Genomic DNA, 19,742 nt, shown 5'->3' with positions numbered 1-19,742 from the left:
TCAGTGACGCGCTTTTTTTCAGCGAGACACTATCGAAAGCGATATTAGGATAGTGTTTTGGGTGGGCGTAGTAATCGGTTGATGGGTGCGTCGATGATCGCATCCAAATAATTAAAGTTGTGGATAGATACCACAGATTGTAGATTGTTGATGTTGTGCTGACTTAACCACTGTGCATGCGTACCGTGGCAGTGGCCACAATGATGGCAATCGGCAGGATTATGGTGATCTGCTTTTGCTGACTCACCAAGCGCCTTAGTTGGCATATCGTTTGAAGCTTGATTGTGCTCTGAATGCTGGTGTTCATGTTGCAGATGTTGGGTATCTATTGAATGAAAATCTAATGAATTGGCCACAGCAGAAAACGACTGAAACAGTATCAGTGATATCATTATGTAACTTATACGTTTTAAATTTTTCATGAGCGCGAGTTTACCAAGCCTATTTCACTTCGTCACGACATTGTTCATCGGCAAATTCTAGCTCTACTGTAGTATGTTCAAAGTGATATTTAGCTAATGAGCTTTGTATGCTCTCCTTTAATGACTGAATGTGTTCAACACTGACTTCTCCTTTTAAGACAAGGTGGACAGTCATAACATTGCGCTCTCCGTCTAAAGACCAAATGTGAAAATGATGGAGGTCGCTTACCTTTTCGTTTGCAAGCAAGTCGTTTCGGATTTTTGACATTTGCTCTTCATCTGGCGTTGCCTGTAAAAATAGCATCAGGGTTTCTTTTAGGTTACGAAACACATTGAAGAGAATGAACAAAGTGAAGCTAATGGATAAGATGGGATCTAAAATCGCCCAAGGCTTAAACATTAAGACGATGGATACAATAAATACTGCCACCCAACCGAGAACATCTTCTAGCAAATGCCAATTAAGCACTCGTTCGTTTAATGACGTTCCTTCGCTAAGTTTATAAGCGGCGAAACCGTTTACTGCCATACCAAAAATAGATAAGGCTAACATGCCTTCAACTTGCGGCATTTCTGGTGCTGCTAAGCGCGGTATCGCTTCAAACAAGATCCAAATAGAGCCAACCGTGAGCACTAAACCGTTAATCAATGCGCCCAATAAAGAAAAGCGCTTATATCCATTTGAAAATGTTTGATTGGCATCTTTATCGCTAAGCTTGTTCAATCCCCAAGCTGTGCCAATTGACAAACTATCGCCGAGGTCATGAACCGCGTCTGCCATGATAGCGGTGCTGTTGGTTAGCCATCCACCGATAAACTCGATGATGGTGAACACCACATTTAAAAAGAACGCCCAGCCAATGCGCCTAGATGCATCGTCTGAATTGCCATCGGAGTGTGCATGGCTATGTGAATGATTATGACTGTGCATGTTTGATCTTATCTAAGATTGATTTATTCGCAGCCGAAACACGCATAGGCGCGAACGGACTAACATTTGCACCGCCCGTATTACCCTCCGGCAATAAACCGATTGCGGTTTTCGTCAGTGCGCCAATTATCCTGAAAATTTGACCAAAAACTTCTTTGACGTCACGCTGTTTTACGCCAAATTTAAGCATCTGATAGTGCACAACTGTATGATGGAATGTTGAGTGCTGCCCAATAACGTGCGCATCTTCTAATGCTTTGAAGCCAGCTTCGTTATTATTTTGGGAAAAGGCGATGCTGGCTTGACTCAGCTTTTGGTTTACATAGGGTGCTGCTGATTGCGTAAAATTCATAACTATCCTTTTTGCTTTATTTTTCATTGGCTTTACCAACTTACATCAGAAGTGTAAACTCTATACCAAGTATAGGGTCAAGCATTTGGTTTGTGATTATGAAAATTGGCGCGTTATCCACAAAAACAGGCTTAAGTATTCAGGCAATTCGTTTTTATGAGCGCAAAGCATTGCTGAGCGCACCAGAGAGAACGCAATCAAATTATCGAAGCTACTCAGATGTTGCACTTAAACAGTTTATGTTCATCAAGCAATGCCGCGCATTGGATATGACAATTGAAGAGATAAGCTTAGTTTTACAAGCTCGCGCCAACCCTGATAATAGCTGCGCAGAAGTAAACGCGACTATCGACAAGCATATAGCCGATATTGAACATCGTGTAGACGAATTGAAAGCGTTACAAAGCACGCTTATCTCCATGAGATCAAGCTGTACTATTGATACCAAAATCAAAGAATGCGGAGTATTGCACAAATTGGATAATATCGTTGAGATGCAGGCCACTTACAAAAAGTAATGGTTAATTTCAAATGAAAAATCGGTGTAGCTTCGAAAAATAACTATTATAGATTCGTCCGCTTCTGCCTCGCTCTTGCCGTAAATACTGAACTTAAAGTGCAATAAAAATTAATAGCCATTCGTCACTAGACATCCAAAAGGAGTCGTTCAGTGACAGAGTATTTTAGCTAATTCTGCGGCAAAAGTTGGAACTATTCGATGTGCAGCTGCGATCCTTTGGCTGCTGTTCGTTTTTTCTAGGTTAAAACACCTAAATGAAAATCCGACATTTGGCTTTTTTAGCTTAGAATTATAAATCTAGTGCTAAAAGCTGTTTGCGCCACATAAACTAAAGAATTAGATACAGCACATAGTTATGGCCTAGCTTGATGTTTCTGCACCAAAGCAACAATTTGATTTGCGTCAATTTAGAAACCAAAAATTCTATATCGAAAGTTATTGTGCTATATACTTTTAATACGCTATGAAAGTGAAGTAAGCGTAGCTCACTCCAACATTAAGGATGTCGTATGAAAACAAATGTAGGTAATATAGATAGGGCACTTCGTGCTCTTGCAGGTATTGCATTAATTGCTTGGGCAGTGCTAGGAGGACCTGTTTGGGCGTGGGTCGGAATTGTATCATTAGCTACTGCGCTATTTAAGTCTTGCCCTGCTTATTCTTTATTAGGAATACAGACTTGTGCAACCCCTACAAAATCAAACAATATTGAATAAATACAGTATGTCTTTTATTTTTGTAAATTATCAATTTAAACAATTATCCAATTAAAGAGAGTAGATATGAAATTTAAAATGTATGTCGGAGGCATTTTTGTCGCTGCTTTATTAGGAGGTTGTGGAGTTGCTAACGAAACAACCGTTTGCACTAGCGCACCGCAGAGTGACTGGCTGAATCAAGAGCAGTTTCAAGCTGGACTATTATCCGATGGGTATCAGATAAAAGAGTTTAAAGTAACAGATGGAAATTGTTATGAAATATATGGGCAAAATGCGCAGGGCGATAAAATTGAAATTTACTTTAACCCAGTAGATGGCTCTATCGTCAAGGAAGAGAAACATTAAAGTTGAGCTAAGCTGAATGAAGCTATATGACTAGTATAATCAATCGTTTATTATCTTTTTCTTGTTTTCTCCGCTTTGTTAACGTCGGAAAGTTAACGGAAATACAGCAATTCCATGCCGCATATGTAGAAGTACTCAGCGGAAAAACGAAAAAAAAATAATAAAAAAGCCCCTCCACCTACCCATATGATATGAGTAAGCAGAGGGGCTGTTAGTTTTCAGATTTGAATCGCTGCAATTTGACAAGCTTCTCTGAGTGTATCTTGTGATACTTTGGCGTAGCGAAGTGTCGTTGAATAGCAGGCATGATTTGCTAATTGCTGCACACTGGCGAGAGACACATTGTTAGACACTAAGTTACTACAAAAGGTGTGACGCAAATCATGGATCCTCACAGAATCTGAAATCTGTGCTGCTTTGAGTGCGGTTTTAAACGATTTCTTAAAATCATTGTAGGGCAGTTGTGTCATTGGATTGATAAACACATATGTTGGATTGATTCCAGCTAGGCGTTTGAGAATGTCCATCGCAGTTGTATTGAGAAAAATAGTATTTTGTTTCTTATTCTTAGCAATACTAGGTGGTACAGTAATTATCTGTTTCTCCATATTGATCCATGACCATCGCAACGATTTAGCCACACCGCTTCTTACACCGGTGACGAGTAAGAAAATCATCAATAGATTCACAGGGCGCTCAGGGTGTTCCATCAGGACACTAATAAAACGCGTCTGTTCATCGCTACTTAAAAAGCGTTCCTTTTGATTATCAAACTTCATGTATTCCACTTTATCACAAGGGTTTTTGGTAATAAGCTCCCATTGAATAGCAAGGGTAAACATACGACTGAGCAGCTTAATATGGCCTGTGACATGACTGCCGGATAACTGCATTTCGATTAAGCTCGTCTGGAAGCGTTCTAATTCTAGTACTTTGATGTCATCGAGCCGTTGATGACCAAAGGTGGGCTGAATGCGTATACGCCACATGGATTCAATATTACGACAGGTGCGTAATCGGGTTTTAATGTGGGGCCAATAGTACTGCTCCCAAAACTCATTGAGGGTGAATGTGCAAGTGGGGGATGCTTGGGCGATGGGTGGTGAAAGGGGGATATGGGGGGGCGTTGGGGAAGGGATAAGTTGTGCGGCTTGTTGTAAGGCTTGCTCCAATGACAATGCATTAGTACGGCCAAGATTGTGGTCTTTTACTTTGGTTCGAAACCGATAAGTACCAATGCCTTTGGATGTCTTACGTATTTCAATCCGAAACCCTTTAGGTAAATTATCGGCTCTATATTCAGCTTTAATTTTATCTGTAGGGGTAGGAAGGTTATCAATAAAGGTTTGGTCGATATGGGTATATTTCATGTGTATCTCCAGTATGAAATGATTAACGATTACATAGATATACAGGCAGGATAAACCTGCCATGTATGATTATTGTTGGCGCAGTAAGCGAGAAACAATGGCACCTGTAAAAGGCTTATTGCGATAGCTAGATAACCCACGTTGGTTGAGTGTTTTAGCTATCTCTACACTCGTTACTTGAGGCTGTAACTGTTGGATGTGATGAATGACTTTGATGATTTTTTGCCGCCATTGACGTTGTGCAGTCGTGCGAACGAGTGTGGCGAGCTGAGGGTTGTGATTGCGATAGGTATCAAGCTGAGGGTTACCGAGTGTGACACCTCGAGCCTTGGCAGCACGAAGTGCCGCTTTAGTGCGTTGTGAAATCATCTGAGCTTCATGTTGAGCCATTGCGGCTAAGATATGAATGGTGAGCTGGTCGATGTCAGGAAAATCGGCGAGTTTAAAACGTATGCCTTTTTTCTGTAGCTCAGTAATAAAGTGTAAGTCTCTACTGAGCCTATCGAGTTTAGCCACCAATAACACTGCATTGGCAAGGTGTGCATAATCGACGGCTTTTTCAAACTCAGGGCGGTCTGCTTTTTTACCAGAGCCTACTTCAGTAAACTCGGCAACCAGCTTGCCTCCATGATGATGTAAAAAATCAGTGATGGCTTGTTGTTGCGCTTGCATACCTAATCCCGTCTGACCTTGTTTTGAAGTAGACACGCGGTAATAGGCTACATAGTTAGTGTGTTTCATCGTCGTTCCTTAGCTACAGATTGATACAATGAATACAGCTTTGTCACTATGGCAATAAGGGCAGTAATGATCCCTATGCTAAGGCGTAACAATGTAAGTATTATGTGAGGGTGTTGAATAGTTAGATAGATGATGAATGACAATATTATCAAGAGCATCGAGGGTCTCCTTTGAATATGATAAAAGTGCATTGTCGCTAAAGGGACATTTAGTGATATGCACAATGTGGGTTTAGAATCAGTTATTTAGCTGGTTTGAGTAAAGCGAGCGCATCGAGGTTTAACACGGTGTGTTTATATAGATGCGTTTTGGATTTTGAAATGACATGCTCAGCCCGTAATACTGCCGCTAAAAAAGCAGCATTATTGGCACTTTTACCTATGAATAACGGATTAAAGATTGTGGAGCTGAAGTGACTGTTACCTTTAATGGCCAGTAAACAAGCTGATATGTCACTCTCAGCGATATCGTCTTGACTAAGAAAGCCACCTCCGGTGCTTTTAGTTAAGCGAATGAAACGTTCACCGGATTGATTCAGGGTAATGTCATAGTGTATTTTGCCTTTTGATTGACGATTGAGCATTGAGCATTGCCCAGATTTGATGATAGTTGTCATGGTGGTACTCCTAATTGTTCTTTATCAAAATAAACAAACCACCACCGATATCGTTGGTGATACGACAATGCAGTGAATAGCCAGCTAATACATCAATGAAATCAGGCTCAGTCATACAAAGCCATTGCTGCTCATCTAACATCGATAGTTCACTAGGGTTGATATGAATCAATTGACAGGCGCCTTCATCCCAAAAGGATTGTGCTTGTTCGAGAGACTCAAAGGGTGTGGTAAGATTGTTGATTAACGCTTTATAGACGTGTTTAGATAGACCAAGAGCAACACGCTCTGGCCATAATGATGTGATATACATAATGGTATTTCCGATAAGTAAATATATTGAGATAGGGCCACTGTGAGTGACCCTGGCTAATGCGGAAGGACATCTTCCAATATAGATACTGATTTTTTCTCGGTTTAATTAATCAGTTACAGATGCTCAAAATACCTTTTTCCGCTCCTCATTAGAGTGATTGATATTGCAAAGGCAGATAAATGGATAAAAGATTCGATTGGTTTCCTGTGTTTAATAATGACAGCTTCACCCCGTTAGTTGATGAGTTGGTTGACAGTAGCATTGTGATGCTGAATCGAAGTGACCAAGGAGGCTCAAGGGAAAAGCGAGAACACGCATTAACACAGATTGCTCGACATATATTGTGCGCCTTATTCATTACTCATCAGCAAACAGGCATGCACAAACACCCCTTGTCAGTCAGTATCCCGCTGCATAAACGTCATTATAGTCTCGGCGATATAAACAAAATTTCCTATGTATACCCCAACAAGGTTGAAGTGGTATTTAAAGCTCTGGAGGCATTAAATTGGATAGAAGTAGTAAAAGGGAGATACAGCTCTTCATACAAAATGAGCGTGACAGTGATGACAGTCCAGGACGTATTGGCGACTAAATTTGCTGCGTTAAATATTCACTGGCTGGAGCAAGTCCCTTTACCATTAGCTAAATTAGTGGAAGTCAGAGACAAAGATATAGAAACCAAGCAAGCCAGCTTAATACCCTTAGATAGCTTACCTGAGCAGACCTTACTACATGATTATCAACAAAACCTACATACCATTAATGCCCATCTTGTCCAGCAATGCATACACCTTGATGTCACCGATGAGCAACTGGCTCAAGTATTAACACGCAAGAGTATCAATGAGGAGACTCAAGCTCCTTATGAGCATTTTATTGATATGAGTATGGTGCAATTGCGGCGTATATTTGCAAAAGGGCGCTTAGATAGAGGTGGTCGCTTTTATGGTGGATGGTGGCAGGGGGTATCAGGGGAGCATCGTCCGGTTATCCGCATCAACAACAAAAAAACAATTGAAGTAGATTACTCAGGGATAGCGATTAATATCATTTACGCCCTTAAAAACATGACACTGGACCCTAATAAAGATGTCTATGATATCGGATTACTAAACTGGCAAGGTAAGAATGACAAACGCCGTCCCATGATTAAAAAGGCATTTAATGCCTTTATTAATGATGAAAAAGGCAATTACCATTTATCAGGTGCTGCTATCAAAGTACTAGGATGTAATACTCAAGCGCTAAAAGATAAAATCATTCAAACTCACCCAGTGATGAGCGATGTATTTGGAACTGATATCGGACTTCAAGCTCAATATCTTGATAGCTGTGTGGCAGAGGATGTGATGCTAAGCCTACTAAAGTTAGGGATAACCTGCTTGCCTATCCATGATAGTTTCATTGTGACTGTCTCTCACTACTCAATACTCGAACAGCAAATGTTTGAAAGCTACCAAAAGGTCATGGGGGCATCAATAGCGATAAAAGATGAAGTCATCAAATCCCATCGCACCTTAACGACGAAGAATAAAGATATGGCCAGTCGTCCTATAGACTCAGATATTCTTTCTAATGAAGACTTACTCAACGAATACGAATACCGTCAGCAAGGGAACTTAATGCAGAACTACTTTAAGAGCTATAAAGATACCTTTAATGATACTAATAGATGTACTTCTTATAAGACTTAATAAGAATAAGAAGAGATAATAACAATAGGCCTTTAATGGTCCCTAAGATATCCCTAAGGGAAAGCATCAAGGGACTCTCTAGGTATCCCTCATAAGTGGCCCCAACTTTCTATTTATAATCATAGGGTATTAAAAAAATTTAATGACATATCTTATACATGATTTTTAATATAAGCATATTTCTTATAGAAGTGATGCTGGCACTAAGCTATATTCAAAGGTAATGTTAAATAAACAAAAAGATATCCTATGTTACCTTTATTGGCGGTACCTGTTTTACATTCTTCTGGCGCATTCATTGCTTACAGCGGCACTGGTTATTTAGCTGGTACCCTTAGCTCTAGTTGGCTAGGTGCATTTGTATTAGGGAATTCTGGATTACTTGCTGGTGCTTCAGCTCTTACGGCTACTTCTATTGGAGGGTTCCTGTCTGGTGCCAAATCATCAGCCACAGGGGTGGCTGCTAGTCTTGGTCTAATTTCAACAACACCTGCTTGGGTCATGCCTGTTAGCATTGCTTCTGGGATTGCACTGGTCGCTTCCGGTGGGTTTGCATATTACAAACGAGGTCAAATTATTGAGGCCATCACGGAGCAGTTAGAAGACATAAACCATGAAAGGGTATCTGCAGGCTTGAAGCCTTTCAATGAGCCCGCAGACTTATTTGATGAGGTGTTGGATTACATTAAATCAATGAAAAAATCCAGAGGTGATTTTGACGCTATTACCGAAGAGCAAATCAGTCATTATGAGATATCCTCTGAAACCGCATTAGTACCAGTTGAAATGGTAGAAGTGGAAGAAAGTTGGTTGAGCACTATGTCAAAATCAATCGGTGAAATTGCCGCTGGAGTGACAAATAGTATAACTGATGCGTTTACTGGCCGTAATCATACCCACGATTATATTGTTTCTAAAAGTATAGAAACCTTGATGTCAGAACAACTTACTCAAGATATGGATGAGGTTGAACTACGTAAATATATTGCGAGGGTTGTTAGCATCACTAAAACTTTACCTCAAGAACTAAGAGTAACTGGTACACTTTCTGATAAAACACTTGAAAGCTTAAATAACCTAGCAATAACGGATGCCGATGGGTGGTCTGTTATGGTTAGGGAGTTTGCAGGTAAATTAAAAATAAGCTTAATATAATATTTGAAAGGTAAACCATGAGATTAAATCCATATGAGCAAGATTATGAGATTGCTAATGACAAGCTCAAAGCTCTCAGCATCACGCTTGAAGATAAAAAGCAAAAAATTCATTGGTATCAAAGAACCGATCTTAACTCCCTCAATCTCCATTACTTGGAGCTGGAAGGCAAACTTGAAACGCAAGCAAAATTAATCAAACGGCTAAAGACAAACGCAAATGAAATTGAATCATCATCCGAGTTATTAAATAAATCAATTAAAAGCTTATGGAACCCAAAAAATTGGTTTGATATTCAACAGCGTCGCATGCGCACTGAGCTAGCAGAGAAAAAACAGCTTCTTAATGAAATTTCAATAAAAAAGACAAAGCAAGAAGGAATCTTCAAAAGGTTAAAAAAAAGAAAGGAAGAAAGTTTAATAGAAATAGCGGATTACAAATGCTTTGATATTTATACGAAAAGTTCAGAAGTTGCAGAGCTAGCTAATTTACTGTCCAAACAATTAAAGGATCTTGAAGCAATAAAGGAACAGAAAGAAAAAATTGATCATAAATTACAGCCAGTGATAACACAAATTACTTCACTAGAAGGCAAGATAATTAAGTTGGAGAGACGCTTAATCGAGGCAAAGAATCTGGACGAGGATTTATCTAGTGCTAGCAATTCTTATGAGCGCGCCATGATTCATCAAGATTGTGAGCATAAATTTCATACAAGTAGCCCTAAGAGAGTCATCGCAAAAACTTCAAGAGAAATTACAAAATTAAATCGTGATCTATCCAAACTTAACAAAAGAGCAAAATCTATTGCAACTAAAGCCGCAAGAGTGGTTCAAAAATTAATCATCGATGGTAATAACTTATGTTATCAGGGAGGCTCCTTTATTGGTTTTGTAGCTTTAAAACCACTCATTGTTAGCCTTGTAGAGCAGTATAAAGTTGTATTAGTTTTTGACGCTTCAATTCGACGCCTTCTCAGCATGAGTGATAATGAAATCAGTAACGAAATAAAGGGTGAAATTGACCTCCACGTTGTTGCCACTAGTATTAAAGCTGATGAAACAGTTTTGGATTTAGCAGGAAGTGATAGTACATCGTATATAATTAGTAATGATAGATTTGCAGAATTTGGTGAAAAATCAGCAATAAAACAAAAACGTATCATTAGACATGAAATTGTATCTAACAAAATTCTTATTCATGACTTAGAGATATCTATGAGTTTTTAAATTAGGTATTTAGAAAAACACCTTTTTATAATAACTAAATTACTTCACCGCATGTTAAAGGTTGCTAAGTAGAAGGCCACTAATAACTACTCTACATTCATATTTTGATTTTCAACGAGAAAAACAAAAATTTTATTTGACAAAATATTATGATTCTCTTGAGTTAATCTGAGATTCAAAGATATTAATATTAAATTTTTCTAAAATTTAATATTCTAAATTAGCAAAACTATCTTCTGATTGAGCTATAAAGGCTCTTTTTTCCTGGGGATTATAACCCCTTAGGATGAATCATCGGTTTTCCATCTGTGCCTAAATATATTATTTTTATCACATTGCCATTATCGTCATAGGCTTTTTCATATCCAGCATCGCCATACTTAGGATGAATCATCGGTTTTCCATCTGTGCCTAAATATATTATTTTTATCAAATTGCCATTATCGTCATAGGCTTTTTCATATCCAGCATCGCCATACTTAGGATGAATCACCGGTATTCCATCTGTGCCTAAATATATTGTTTTTATCACATTACCATTATCATCATAGGATTTATTCAAGCCAGCATAGCCATACTTAGGATGAGTCATTGGTTTTTCATCTGTGCCTAAATATATTTCTTTTATCACATTGCCATTATCATCATAGGATTTATTCAAGCCAGCATAGCCATACTTAGGATGAATCATTGTTTTTTTATCTATGCCTAAGTTGAGATCTTTTACCACATTGCCATTATCGTCATAGGATTGCACAAAACCAGCGATGCCATACTTAGGATGAATCATCGGTTTTTCATTTGTGTCTAAATATATTTCTTTTATCACATTGCCATTATCGTCATAGGCTTTCTCATATCCAGCATAACCATACTTAGGATGAATCATTGGTTTTTCATCTATGCCTAAGTTCAAAAATTTTACTACATTGCCATTATCGTCATAGGCTTTCTCATATCCAGCATAGCCATACTCAGGATGAATCATTGGTTTTTCATCTGTGCCTAAGTTCAAAAATCTTACTACATTGCCACTATCGTCATAGGCGTTCTCATATCCAGCGATGCCATATTCAGGGTGAATCATCGGTTTTCTATCTATGCCTAAATATATTTCTTTTATCACATTGCCATTATCATCATAGGATTTATTCAAGCAAGCATAGCCATACTTAGGATGAATCATTGGTTTTTCATCTGTGCCTAAGTTCAAAAATCTTACTACATTGCCACTATCGTCATAGGCGTTCTCATATCCAGCGATGCCATATTCAGGGTGAATCATCGGTTTTTCATCTATGCCTAAGTTCAAAAATTTTACTACATTGCCATTATCGTCATAGGCTTTCTCATATCCAGCATAGCCATACTTAGGATGAATCATTGGTTTTTCATCTGTGCCTAAGTTGAAATCTTTTACCACATTACCATTATCGTCATAGGCTTTCTCATATCCAGCGATGCCATATTCAGGGTGAATCATCGGTTTTCTATCTATGCCTAAATATATTTCTTTTATCACATTGCCATTATCGTCATAGGATTGCACAAAACCAGCGATGCCATACTTAGGATGAATCATCGGTTTTTCATTTGTGTCTAAATATATTTCTTTTATCACATTGCCATTATCGTCATAGGCGTTCTCATATCCAGCGATGCCATATTCAGGGTGAATCATCGGTTTTCTATCTATGCCTAAATATATTTCTTTTATCACATTGCCATTATCATCATAGGATTTATTCAAGCAAGCATAGCCATACTTAGGATGAATCATTGGTTTTTCATCTGTGCCTAAGTTCAAAAATCTTACTACATTGCCACTATCGTCATAGGCGTTCTCATATCCAGCGATGCCATATTCAGGGTGAATCATCGGTTTTTCATTTGTGTCTAAATATATTTCTTTTATCACATTGCCATTATCATCATAGGATTTATTCAAGCCAGCATAGCCATACTTAGGATGAATCATTGGTTTTTCATCTGTACCTAAATATATTTCTTTTACCACATTACCATTATCGTCATAGGCGTTCTCATATCCAGCGATGCCATATTCAGGGTGAATCATCGGTTTTCTATCTATGCCTAAATATATTTCTTTTATCACATTGCCATTATCATCATAGGATTTATTCAAGCCAGCATAGCCATACTTAGGATGAATCATTGGTTTTTCATCTGTGCCTAAGTTGAAATCTTTTACCACATTACCATTATCGTCATAGGCTTTCTCATATCCAGCGATGCCATATTCAGGGTAAATCATCGGTTTTCTATCTATGCCTAAAAACATTGTTTTTATCACATTGCCATTATCGTCATAGGCTTTCTCATATCCAGCATAGCCATACTTAGGATGAATCATTAGTTTTTCATCTGTGCCTAAGTTGAAATCTTTTACCACATTACCATTATCGTCATAGGCTTTCTCATATCCAGCATAGCCATACTTAGGATGAATCATTGGTTTTTCATCTGTGCCTAAGTTCAAAAATCTTACTACATTGCCACTATCGTCATAGGCGTTCTCATATCCAACGATGCCATATTCAGGGTGAATCATCGGTTTTCTATCTATGCCTAAATATATTGTTTTTATCACATTGCCATTATCATCATAGGATTTATTCAAGCCAGCATAGCCATACTTAGGATCAATCATTGGTTTTTCATCTGTGCCTAAGTTCAAAAATCTTACTACATTGCCACTATCGTCATAGGCGTTCTCATATCCAGCGATGCCATATTCAGGGTGAATCATCGGTTTTTCATCTATGCCTAAAAACATTGTTTTTATCAAATTGCCATTATCGTCATAGGATATATTCAAGCCAGCGCTACCATCAGACATAATTGTAGGTGCTTTTTGAGTGTCTAAGCACTTTTCTGAAAGCAAATAACCCAAATGATTACGATCTGTTATGTGTATAGCACAACCATTAGTTGGGTTTATTATGAGAGCATTTGAAATGTCGTAATAAGTAGAGCTAACAATATGGTTGTTTTCGTTATATTCGTAAATTATTTTTGCAACTTTATTTTCTTTTGTTATGGGTTGACCATGCTCGTCAATATATATTTGCTCTACAATATTTCCATTTTCATTATACTTAGTTTCAAAACTGTTATTATATTCTGCCTTTTCATTTGAAAAGAGTGTTTTAATAATCCTAAAATTTTTATCATATGAGTATTCCTTCAACGAAAATATAACATTATTTTCATTAGGTATTGATTCAGAATAAATAGATTTTATGGATCTTAAATAACCCTCTGTAGTGTAATCTATGACGTAGCGGTAAACATCCTCTTCATTTTTTACTTGCTTGTAATCTTTATCAAAAAATTGTAATTCTACTATCCAGCCTTGTTTATTAATGTGTGATTTTGTAACTGCTACACCATTTTTATTATTTGACAGGGTGTTATTCTCATTAAAGTGGAGAGTTTTTAGTATGTTTCCATAAGAGTCATAAATGTATGATTTTTTAGCTACCTCATTATTATTTTTAGAACTTATAGAACTATTGTTATTAAACTCAATAGTGTCTATCAGTCCCATCGAGTTGTAATTATATTTCGTTATGATTCTTTTTTTGTTCTTTTCAAGATGTAATTTATCTGTAGATATGTCAGTAAGTTCATTAACTAAGCCATATTTATTATATGAGTAACTGTAACCACTTCGACCAAATTCATCATTCCCAATACCGCCGAAGCTATCTTTTTGATAAATTTCTTTTTCTACATATCCTTGGGTATTAAAGTATTTTTTTATTCGAGTAACATTACTGCGTTTGAAAAAAACTGATTCATGATTTTGAGGTGGACCATTGAAACTTGCTGAATTGTTATTTTTATTTAAAAAAGTTACTGTTACACGATTTTTTGAGAATTCGTAACTTTTTTTATTAAGCAACATATCTGTCAAACTATATGTTGAGGCTGTGTCTATCTCTCCATTTTCTTTATAATAATATTGAATTCTAGCGTCTTTCTGCTCAGCTAAGGAATTAAGTTCAGACATGTAACCTAAAGAATTTTCATGTCGCAATTCGATTACTTTATTACCGTATCCAAGATATTTAGCCAACAACCCACCTTGGTAGATGAAATGATACCTAAATTGTTTTTTCTTCATTTGTTCAGCGCTTAGCTCGCCAACACCAAAAGGCACCTCCCATTTATATCCTACAGCAGCATAATACTCGCTTCTTTTAATGTTTTTATCCCACCAAAAAACCATTGCAACTATGATGGGAAATATTAAAAACAAGCTGAAATTAGAAATGACTTTATTTCGCTTATTCTTTATTGATTTCTTTATAAAGTGACTTAGTTCATGGTTTAAGAGGAATCCCTCATTTTTAAATTCCACCCCTTCATTAAGTAATGAGGTGTCATTGATTAGATGTTTTGTATTGAACTCATTTTTTTGCCATCTTCGGTAGCCTAATTCAATTGTATTCTTCCAGTCTAAAAATAATTTTGAACTTTCCAGCCAACTTTTAAGTCTTGCCCAGTTTTCAAATAAACTATCATGAGTAAGTTTCATCACAATTTTGTCATTTGAGTCAAACTTCATTAGAATATTACTGTCTAGAAGGGATTGAATTAAATTAGATAATTCTATGTTGTTATCAATAATTGATTCATTGATAGCGACTTGCTTTGAATAAGGTATTCCATCAGTAGTGACCCCTACAATAACACTAAATAAATGGTGAACTGTATTATCTTTTGAATGTGCTAGCGACACTGCATCCTCTGCTCTTTGCGCTATAGCACCTGAAATTCCTCCTAAGAAATCATAATCATTATTTCGCAGATAGTTAATATTACTATTTTCTTGCTTGACACTTTCATAAAGTTGTTCTAAAACAAACTCAACCATTGGAAGCGCATTAGGGGTTTGAATGGCGTCATTGATAATTCTTTGTGCCAAGTTTTCAGGTGTGTTCTCAAAGGTTAGACCCGAAAAAGCAGCCTGTTTAATGACGATATCTCGCCAAGCATCAATAGATAAATTCTCTGATACATTGGTGATTACTGGTGAAGCAATAAATCCTGATTCTAATAATGTGGATAGGTATTCGTTCCTTATGGATAAAACGACTTTTATATTTTCTGTCGCTTTTGTGATCTTATGGATCAGCTGCAAATCTTCAATACTTGTATGTTTATTCTCTTGATTGAAAAAATCTTCAAATTGATCGATATGAAGTAAAAATAGGCTCCTATGATTATTTATCTGCAAAACTAACTCATCTAAGTAAATTTCAGGCTGGGCGAGTAAGGCTTTTATGTTAGTTTTATCTGAAATACATTCTGAATTCATGTTAAGGCTTTCATTTAATAAAAAGGTAATCAACGGTTTATCAAGTGAAGTAGGAGTCACAGAAATCCAATTAAAATTGTTTTTTTGATTTGCTAACTTCGGTATCAATCCTGCTTTAACCAATGATGATTTACCCGAACCAGTAGGCCCTGAAACAATAAGAATTCCACGATTATGCTCTAAATCTTCATACAGTCTCTCAATTTCCCTATCACGCCCAAAAAACCTAATTGAATCTTCATATTCGAAACTTTTCAATCCTTTAAAAGGTGTCCACCGACCAAGTGCTTCTCCATCATATTCATTGTGCAAAAGTTGTTCTAATAACTCAGGAATTGTATTTGCTGATATAACAGTTCCACCAATTTCTTCGATTTCTTTTTTTTGTACCTCAGAAATATCCGATATATTGGATTGTGGTATGCAAATAGTAAACTTTGATATCTGCTGGTCTCTAACAACTTTTATGGTATTTTGAAGTTTTTCCTGTAAATAACTAATTGAGATGATATTCCCACTACCATGTACTTCTCCAGTTGCGAAAATAGGAGTTGTTATACCTTCGCCTTTCCCTAGCTGTTTTGTCCAAAATGCATTAAATAATGCTAGCGTATACCCTAAAGTAGCACTTGTACTGCCGGCTATTAAATTAACATTGCTTAAAGAAGTTGAGTGAAACGTTACAGAAGCTTTAAAACGGTTGCGTTGATCAATTTTATTAAGAGCAACATAAGCAGCTTTAGCCGATGTTGAGAGATATTCTTGTTGTTCAGTAAATACAGTACTTGAGAGAATGGGCTTTAGAGCTAAAGACAAAGTTGCAGTCACAGCAGGATCACCCTTACGCACTTCTTGAAGACGAACGTCTATTTTTAGATTATCGCCAGTACTGGTAAGTACATGAATCATATTCAACGCCTTTAATTACTTTCTATGATTTGAAAGTCTATAACTCCATGTAATTCTTTATCTTCAAAAGAAAGAAGTAACCCAGTACCTTCAGCGGCAGTTGCTGATTCATCCACATAAATGTCTGCTTTGAGAACTTCTTGTCCCTCAACGGTCAATCGAACTTGTAAATTTTTATTTTTAAATGGTAGTAAAATATCATGAATTTGTTTTTTGTCTTCACCATATGCTTGAATATACACATCAACTTCGTCCTTACTACTTAAAACCTTTCGAATATCGACCATGATCCCAGAAGAAGCGAAAATTAAAGGATAGTCAAACCAGTTCCCTAGATTTTGTCCAGCAGCAGCCATAAGTTGACTTTGAGCGATACTAATTGATTTTTTTGGGAAAGATAAAATATTACTATTTGCCCTTTTAACTAAAGTATGGACTAACTCTATTAAATTGTTATCGATACTTAATTCGGTTTCATTCAAAACTTCTTGTACTAGAGATTTATTTATCTCATCTTCATGCACCATTTTTATGAGTTTTGTTAAGTTTTCGTCAGCCATTACGTTTGTTCTCCACCGAATGATATTATTTGCCTTAGAAACTCAATTTGTTCCCCAGAATTAACAATTTTTATATTATATTTTTGTGTACAGTTACTTATTTTATCAACAAAACGATTAAAATCCTGGGTCGGATTACTTTTTAGGTAACCTAATATTTGAGCAAGTTGTTTGATAGGCACATCATAATAATCAGAATTCCAGAAAGCCTCCTTTAAAAATTTTGCTCGAGTATCATTTGTTATTGAAGCAGTAATCAATGAAAAGCATTTTTGAATATTTCCATAAGCTTCTTTAGCTATAAGATATTGTTCAGATGTGTAAGTTTTTGTATCTTCTTGGAAAAAAGTCGCATTTGCTGATAAATCATCAAAATTTTCATTCGTTATTGATTGAGTCTTTAGACCCGTGCTTTCTTGTTCTCGCTTAGTTAAACGTCGATATATACCTGACTTACTGAAGTAATCCATACTGCAACTATGAATTGTTTTTTTTATGTAAGCAGCCGCTATTCTTCCATTTTCAGAAGTATCTAATGAATATTTTTCAAATGCACCTGATTTGAATAGCTTAATAAACGTTTCATTTACAATATCTTCTCTATATTGTTCATGATCTGGGTGTCTCAATACGTATCCAACTTGTTTTATAATAAGTGATAGAAACTGAGCTAGTTTTTTTTCATCGTTCACAACACCCCCCATATTGAATTTTCATCATCACATAGTTGATATTAAAACATTTATATTATTTTTATAAAACTGTTTTACATAATCTTCTTGATCCACAAATTATTAATCCCAACACAAACCAGTTTATCTAACAATGAGAAGTAATCTAATCATATTGTAGAAATATTTGTTAACTTTATCGCTCTCGTTTCGTTTGTATCATTGAGGCTATTAGTTAGCTATTACATAAACGCACATAGAGGTCATTATATGAATTATCAACAAAGCATCATCGAGACGAATCGATGGATTGCAAAGCCACTTAACCTAAAAGGCGATTTAAATAGTTGGGTTAGTCGAATGAAACTAGCTTGCCCAAATCCTAAGCTTAACCAAGTTGTATGGTTAGAAGGTAACAACAAATCTATTGGTTATAAAGTAATAGGGTTCAAACCTAACGGCGAAGTTATCTGGCAACGAGGAAAAGTAATTAGGCCACTAAAACTAGATTAATATAAAACTACTTGGTAAACATTTATTAAATCAACAACAACTTAATGTCAAAGGGGAATGGGCCGATGATATGTAAAATTTGGGTTACACAGAAGAGCATGGCGGGTTAATGCATGACTCTTGGTGTGAAAAGGGAGATAGTAACTATGAAAAAAAGTTCCAAGTAAAAATAAGCAGACACTGTCAAAATTGGAATCATAATCAGAGATTATAAGTAGTTACAATCTACTCTAAAGCTCAACTTGTAAACCAAATCGCTGAGGAGTTTAACCGTTCACCTTATGCTATTGCTTAGCTGTTATTCAATTAGGTGAAATAGATATGGAACAACGTGAATATTTTAATCGTAGGAAAAAAATGAGCATAAGAACAATCATAACAATATCAAGTTTTTTAATTATCTTCTTAGGGCTATTATCATTGGTAGGCAATGTTCATGTTGCTGAATTTTACGGAATAATTGGTTTCTCGTCAATTATCACAATAATTATATGGTTCAAGCTTGGTAAGTATAATTTTTCGAAACAAAAGACTAAAAACAATACCAAATGATACACGAAACCAATTTATTAAATTGGTTATAACATACTGCTGTTCTTCTAATTTAGTTATGTTGGTTGATTACAATTAGCCAACTCTAAAGATTTCAAATTTACTACTAGAAGAGATCAATTTTACGAAAAACTCTTAAATTTCCAACCATTAAAACTAGTTTCTATATTAGCTATAGTCATATTTCTCATTAATGATGGGCTTGAAGAATGATTGTTCTTAATTAAATCGATTTTGTGAGATGTACATTTACTTACTATTTGAGGCAATTTCATCCAAGGTAAAAAAATTACATATATAAATTGTTAATTTCTCGGATGATAGAACGTTTATGTAATTGAAACCATAAAAGGAATATCAATTATGATAAATCGGTCAAATAGTCTAATTAACATTCCCCAATCAAATAAAGGGAAAAGCACGAGTGATGAACAAACCATAAGTCGTCAGTCAGCAACATATTATCACCATGAGGCCATTGAGCGCCTTAGAGATGAAACTGAATATGATGTAAATACTGGATTAATTAACACCAAGCATGCTGATACACGAATTCAACAACGCGGTATCAAAAATGAATGGATACAGTTGGTATTAGAGTATGGAGATGAAAAATTTCAACATACTAAGAACACTATCAGTGTCTCGCTCAAAAAACACGGTATTAAGAAAATTAAGCGCTGTTTTGGTAATTCTGTTGATATCAACAAATTAAGGCGCCTTTATTTAGTGTTGACTCACGATAATGTATTAATAACTTGTGCGTATAGATAGGAG

At 36.3% G+C, this 19,742-nt stretch carries 18 protein-coding genes; 8 read left to right on the top strand and 10 right to left on the bottom strand.

Annotated elements, in window-relative coordinates; all coding sequences use genetic code 11:
- Window positions 1–44: 44 nt before the first annotated feature.
- Genes G2999_RS03335 through G2999_RS03325 form a run of 3 tightly spaced genes read right to left on the bottom strand, consistent with a single transcriptional unit; the run spans window position 45 to window position 1,705 of the window.
- Entirely contained in the window at window positions 45–422 is a 378-nt protein-coding gene (locus tag G2999_RS03335; protein WP_010178709.1) for a hypothetical protein, read from the bottom strand.
- 19 nt (window positions 423–441) lie between these two features.
- Window positions 442–1,353, bottom strand: a complete 912-nt coding sequence (locus G2999_RS03330; protein WP_010178706.1) for a cation diffusion facilitator family transporter — start codon at window positions 1,351–1,353, stop codon at window positions 442–444.
- The gene (locus G2999_RS03325) at window positions 1,340–1,705 is read right to left on the bottom strand and encodes a DUF3703 domain-containing protein (protein ID WP_010178704.1); all 366 of its coding nucleotides are present in this window, start codon (window positions 1,703–1,705) and stop codon (window positions 1,340–1,342) included. The genes G2999_RS03330 and G2999_RS03325 overlap by 14 nt, the downstream gene beginning before the upstream one ends.
- Before the next feature lie 98 nt (window positions 1,706–1,803).
- Between G2999_RS03325 and G2999_RS03320 the strand changes: the two genes are divergently transcribed.
- The 3 genes from G2999_RS03320 to G2999_RS03310 all read left to right on the top strand — a co-directional run bounded on the left by G2999_RS03320 (window position 1,804) and on the right by G2999_RS03310 (window position 3,289).
- Entirely contained in the window at window positions 1,804–2,223 is a 420-nt protein-coding gene (locus G2999_RS03320; RefSeq protein WP_010178702.1) for a Cd(II)/Pb(II)-responsive transcriptional regulator, read from the top strand.
- A gap of 511 nt (window positions 2,224–2,734) precedes the next feature.
- Window positions 2,735–2,941, top strand: coding sequence for a DUF2892 domain-containing protein (locus G2999_RS03315; protein ID WP_010178701.1), 207 nt, complete (start codon window positions 2,735–2,737; stop codon window positions 2,939–2,941).
- 66 nt (window positions 2,942–3,007) lie between these two features.
- Window positions 3,008–3,289, top strand: a complete 282-nt coding sequence (locus tag G2999_RS03310; RefSeq protein WP_010178699.1) for a PepSY domain-containing protein — start codon at window positions 3,008–3,010, stop codon at window positions 3,287–3,289.
- Window positions 3,290–3,507: 218 nt separating this feature from the next.
- Here the strand turns inward: G2999_RS03310 and G2999_RS12565 are convergent, their stop codons facing one another.
- The 4 genes from G2999_RS12565 to G2999_RS03290 form a co-directional block, all read right to left on the bottom strand.
- Window positions 3,508–4,659: a tyrosine-type recombinase/integrase gene (locus tag G2999_RS12565; RefSeq protein ID WP_010178697.1), complete on the bottom strand. Its 1,152-nt coding sequence runs from the start codon at window positions 4,657–4,659 to the stop codon at window positions 3,508–3,510.
- Between the two features lie 69 nt (window positions 4,660–4,728).
- Window positions 4,729–5,400 (bottom strand): recombinase family protein, encoded by a 672-nt coding sequence (locus G2999_RS03300; RefSeq protein WP_010178695.1) that lies wholly within the window; start codon window positions 5,398–5,400, stop codon window positions 4,729–4,731.
- Between the two features lie 241 nt (window positions 5,401–5,641).
- Window positions 5,642–6,016: a hypothetical protein gene (locus tag G2999_RS03295; protein ID WP_010178691.1), complete on the bottom strand. Its 375-nt coding sequence runs from the start codon at window positions 6,014–6,016 to the stop codon at window positions 5,642–5,644.
- 10 nt (window positions 6,017–6,026) lie between these two features.
- On the bottom strand, window positions 6,027–6,329 hold the full coding sequence (locus G2999_RS03290) for a hypothetical protein (protein WP_010178689.1): 303 nt from the start codon (window positions 6,327–6,329) through the stop codon (window positions 6,027–6,029).
- A gap of 182 nt (window positions 6,330–6,511) precedes the next feature.
- On the opposite strand from G2999_RS03290, the gene G2999_RS03285 reads away from it, so the two are divergent.
- The 3 genes from G2999_RS03285 (at window position 6,512) to G2999_RS03275 (ending at window position 10,413) form a co-directional block, all read left to right on the top strand.
- Window positions 6,512–8,029 carry a hypothetical protein gene (locus tag G2999_RS03285; protein WP_010178687.1) on the top strand — a complete coding sequence of 506 codons (1,518 nt, stop codon included), beginning with the start codon at window positions 6,512–6,514 and terminating at the stop codon, window positions 8,027–8,029.
- Between the two features lie 249 nt (window positions 8,030–8,278).
- Complete coding sequence (locus tag G2999_RS03280) at window positions 8,279–9,184, top strand: hypothetical protein (RefSeq protein ID WP_010178685.1); 906 nt, start codon at window positions 8,279–8,281, stop codon at window positions 9,182–9,184.
- A gap of 17 nt (window positions 9,185–9,201) precedes the next feature.
- Window positions 9,202–10,413 carry a hypothetical protein gene (locus G2999_RS03275; protein WP_010178683.1) on the top strand — a complete coding sequence of 404 codons (1,212 nt, stop codon included), beginning with the start codon at window positions 9,202–9,204 and terminating at the stop codon, window positions 10,411–10,413.
- Between the two features lie 271 nt (window positions 10,414–10,684).
- Here G2999_RS03275 and G2999_RS03270 read toward each other — a convergent pair whose 3' ends face one another.
- From G2999_RS03270 to G2999_RS03260, 3 genes are read right to left on the bottom strand one after another with little or no spacing between them, the layout of a single operon-like run.
- Window positions 10,685–16,669 (bottom strand): ATP-binding protein, encoded by a 5,985-nt coding sequence (locus G2999_RS03270; protein WP_010178681.1) that lies wholly within the window; start codon window positions 16,667–16,669, stop codon window positions 10,685–10,687.
- 11 nt (window positions 16,670–16,680) lie between these two features.
- Entirely contained in the window at window positions 16,681–17,229 is a 549-nt protein-coding gene (locus G2999_RS03265; RefSeq protein ID WP_010178679.1) for a hypothetical protein, read from the bottom strand.
- The gene (locus G2999_RS03260) at window positions 17,229–17,921 is read right to left on the bottom strand and encodes a hypothetical protein (RefSeq protein ID WP_156780192.1); all 693 of its coding nucleotides are present in this window, start codon (window positions 17,919–17,921) and stop codon (window positions 17,229–17,231) included. The genes G2999_RS03265 and G2999_RS03260 overlap by 1 nt, the downstream gene beginning before the upstream one ends.
- A gap of 249 nt (window positions 17,922–18,170) precedes the next feature.
- On the opposite strand from G2999_RS03260, the gene G2999_RS11710 reads away from it, so the two are divergent.
- Window positions 18,171–18,413 carry a hypothetical protein gene (locus G2999_RS11710; protein WP_010178675.1) on the top strand — a complete coding sequence of 81 codons (243 nt, stop codon included), beginning with the start codon at window positions 18,171–18,173 and terminating at the stop codon, window positions 18,411–18,413.
- 915 nt (window positions 18,414–19,328) lie between these two features.
- Window positions 19,329–19,739, top strand: a complete 411-nt coding sequence (locus tag G2999_RS03245) for a DUF4258 domain-containing protein (protein WP_010178672.1) — start codon at window positions 19,329–19,331, stop codon at window positions 19,737–19,739.
- Window positions 19,740–19,742: the final 3 nt, after the last annotated feature.

The organism is Glaciecola sp. HTCC2999 (assembly GCF_000155775.1).
Classification (GTDB): domain Bacteria; phylum Pseudomonadota; class Gammaproteobacteria; order Enterobacterales; family Alteromonadaceae; genus Opacimonas.
The sequence above is the reverse complement of the archived record's forward strand: the minus strand, read 5'-3'. Positions and strand labels throughout refer to the sequence as shown.

Bases quoted from the DNA above. Each gene is read 5' to 3' on its own strand.
- G2999_RS03280 (WP_010178685.1), top strand. From the start codon at position 8,279: ATGTTACCTTTATTGGCGGTACCTGTTTTACATTCTTCTGGCGCATTC.
- G2999_RS03295 (WP_010178691.1), bottom strand. From the start codon at position 6,016: ATGACAACTATCATCAAATCTGGGCAATGCTCAATGCTCAATCGTCAA.
- G2999_RS03275 (WP_010178683.1), top strand. From the start codon at position 9,202: ATGAGATTAAATCCATATGAGCAAGATTATGAGATTGCTAATGACAAG.
- G2999_RS03320 (WP_010178702.1), top strand. From the start codon at position 1,804: ATGAAAATTGGCGCGTTATCCACAAAAACAGGCTTAAGTATTCAGGCA.
- G2999_RS03330 (WP_010178706.1), bottom strand. From the start codon at position 1,353: ATGCACAGTCATAATCATTCACATAGCCATGCACACTCCGATGGCAAT.
- G2999_RS03335 (WP_010178709.1), bottom strand. From the start codon at position 422: ATGAAAAATTTAAAACGTATAAGTTACATAATGATATCACTGATACTG.
- G2999_RS11710 (WP_010178675.1), top strand. From the start codon at position 18,171: ATGAATTATCAACAAAGCATCATCGAGACGAATCGATGGATTGCAAAG.
- G2999_RS03315 (WP_010178701.1), top strand. From the start codon at position 2,735: ATGAAAACAAATGTAGGTAATATAGATAGGGCACTTCGTGCTCTTGCA.
- G2999_RS03300 (WP_010178695.1), bottom strand. From the start codon at position 5,400: ATGAAACACACTAACTATGTAGCCTATTACCGCGTGTCTACTTCAAAA.
- G2999_RS03290 (WP_010178689.1), bottom strand. From the start codon at position 6,329: ATGTATATCACATCATTATGGCCAGAGCGTGTTGCTCTTGGTCTATCT.
- G2999_RS03285 (WP_010178687.1), top strand. From the start codon at position 6,512: ATGGATAAAAGATTCGATTGGTTTCCTGTGTTTAATAATGACAGCTTC.
- G2999_RS03310 (WP_010178699.1), top strand. From the start codon at position 3,008: ATGAAATTTAAAATGTATGTCGGAGGCATTTTTGTCGCTGCTTTATTA.
- G2999_RS03245 (WP_010178672.1), top strand. From the start codon at position 19,329: ATGATAAATCGGTCAAATAGTCTAATTAACATTCCCCAATCAAATAAA.
- G2999_RS03265 (WP_010178679.1), bottom strand. From the start codon at position 17,229: ATGGCTGACGAAAACTTAACAAAACTCATAAAAATGGTGCATGAAGAT.
- G2999_RS12565 (WP_010178697.1), bottom strand. From the start codon at position 4,659: ATGAAATATACCCATATCGACCAAACCTTTATTGATAACCTTCCTACC.
- G2999_RS03325 (WP_010178704.1), bottom strand. From the start codon at position 1,705: ATGAATTTTACGCAATCAGCAGCACCCTATGTAAACCAAAAGCTGAGT.
- G2999_RS03270 (WP_010178681.1), bottom strand. From the start codon at position 16,669: ATGATTCATGTACTTACCAGTACTGGCGATAATCTAAAAATAGACGTT.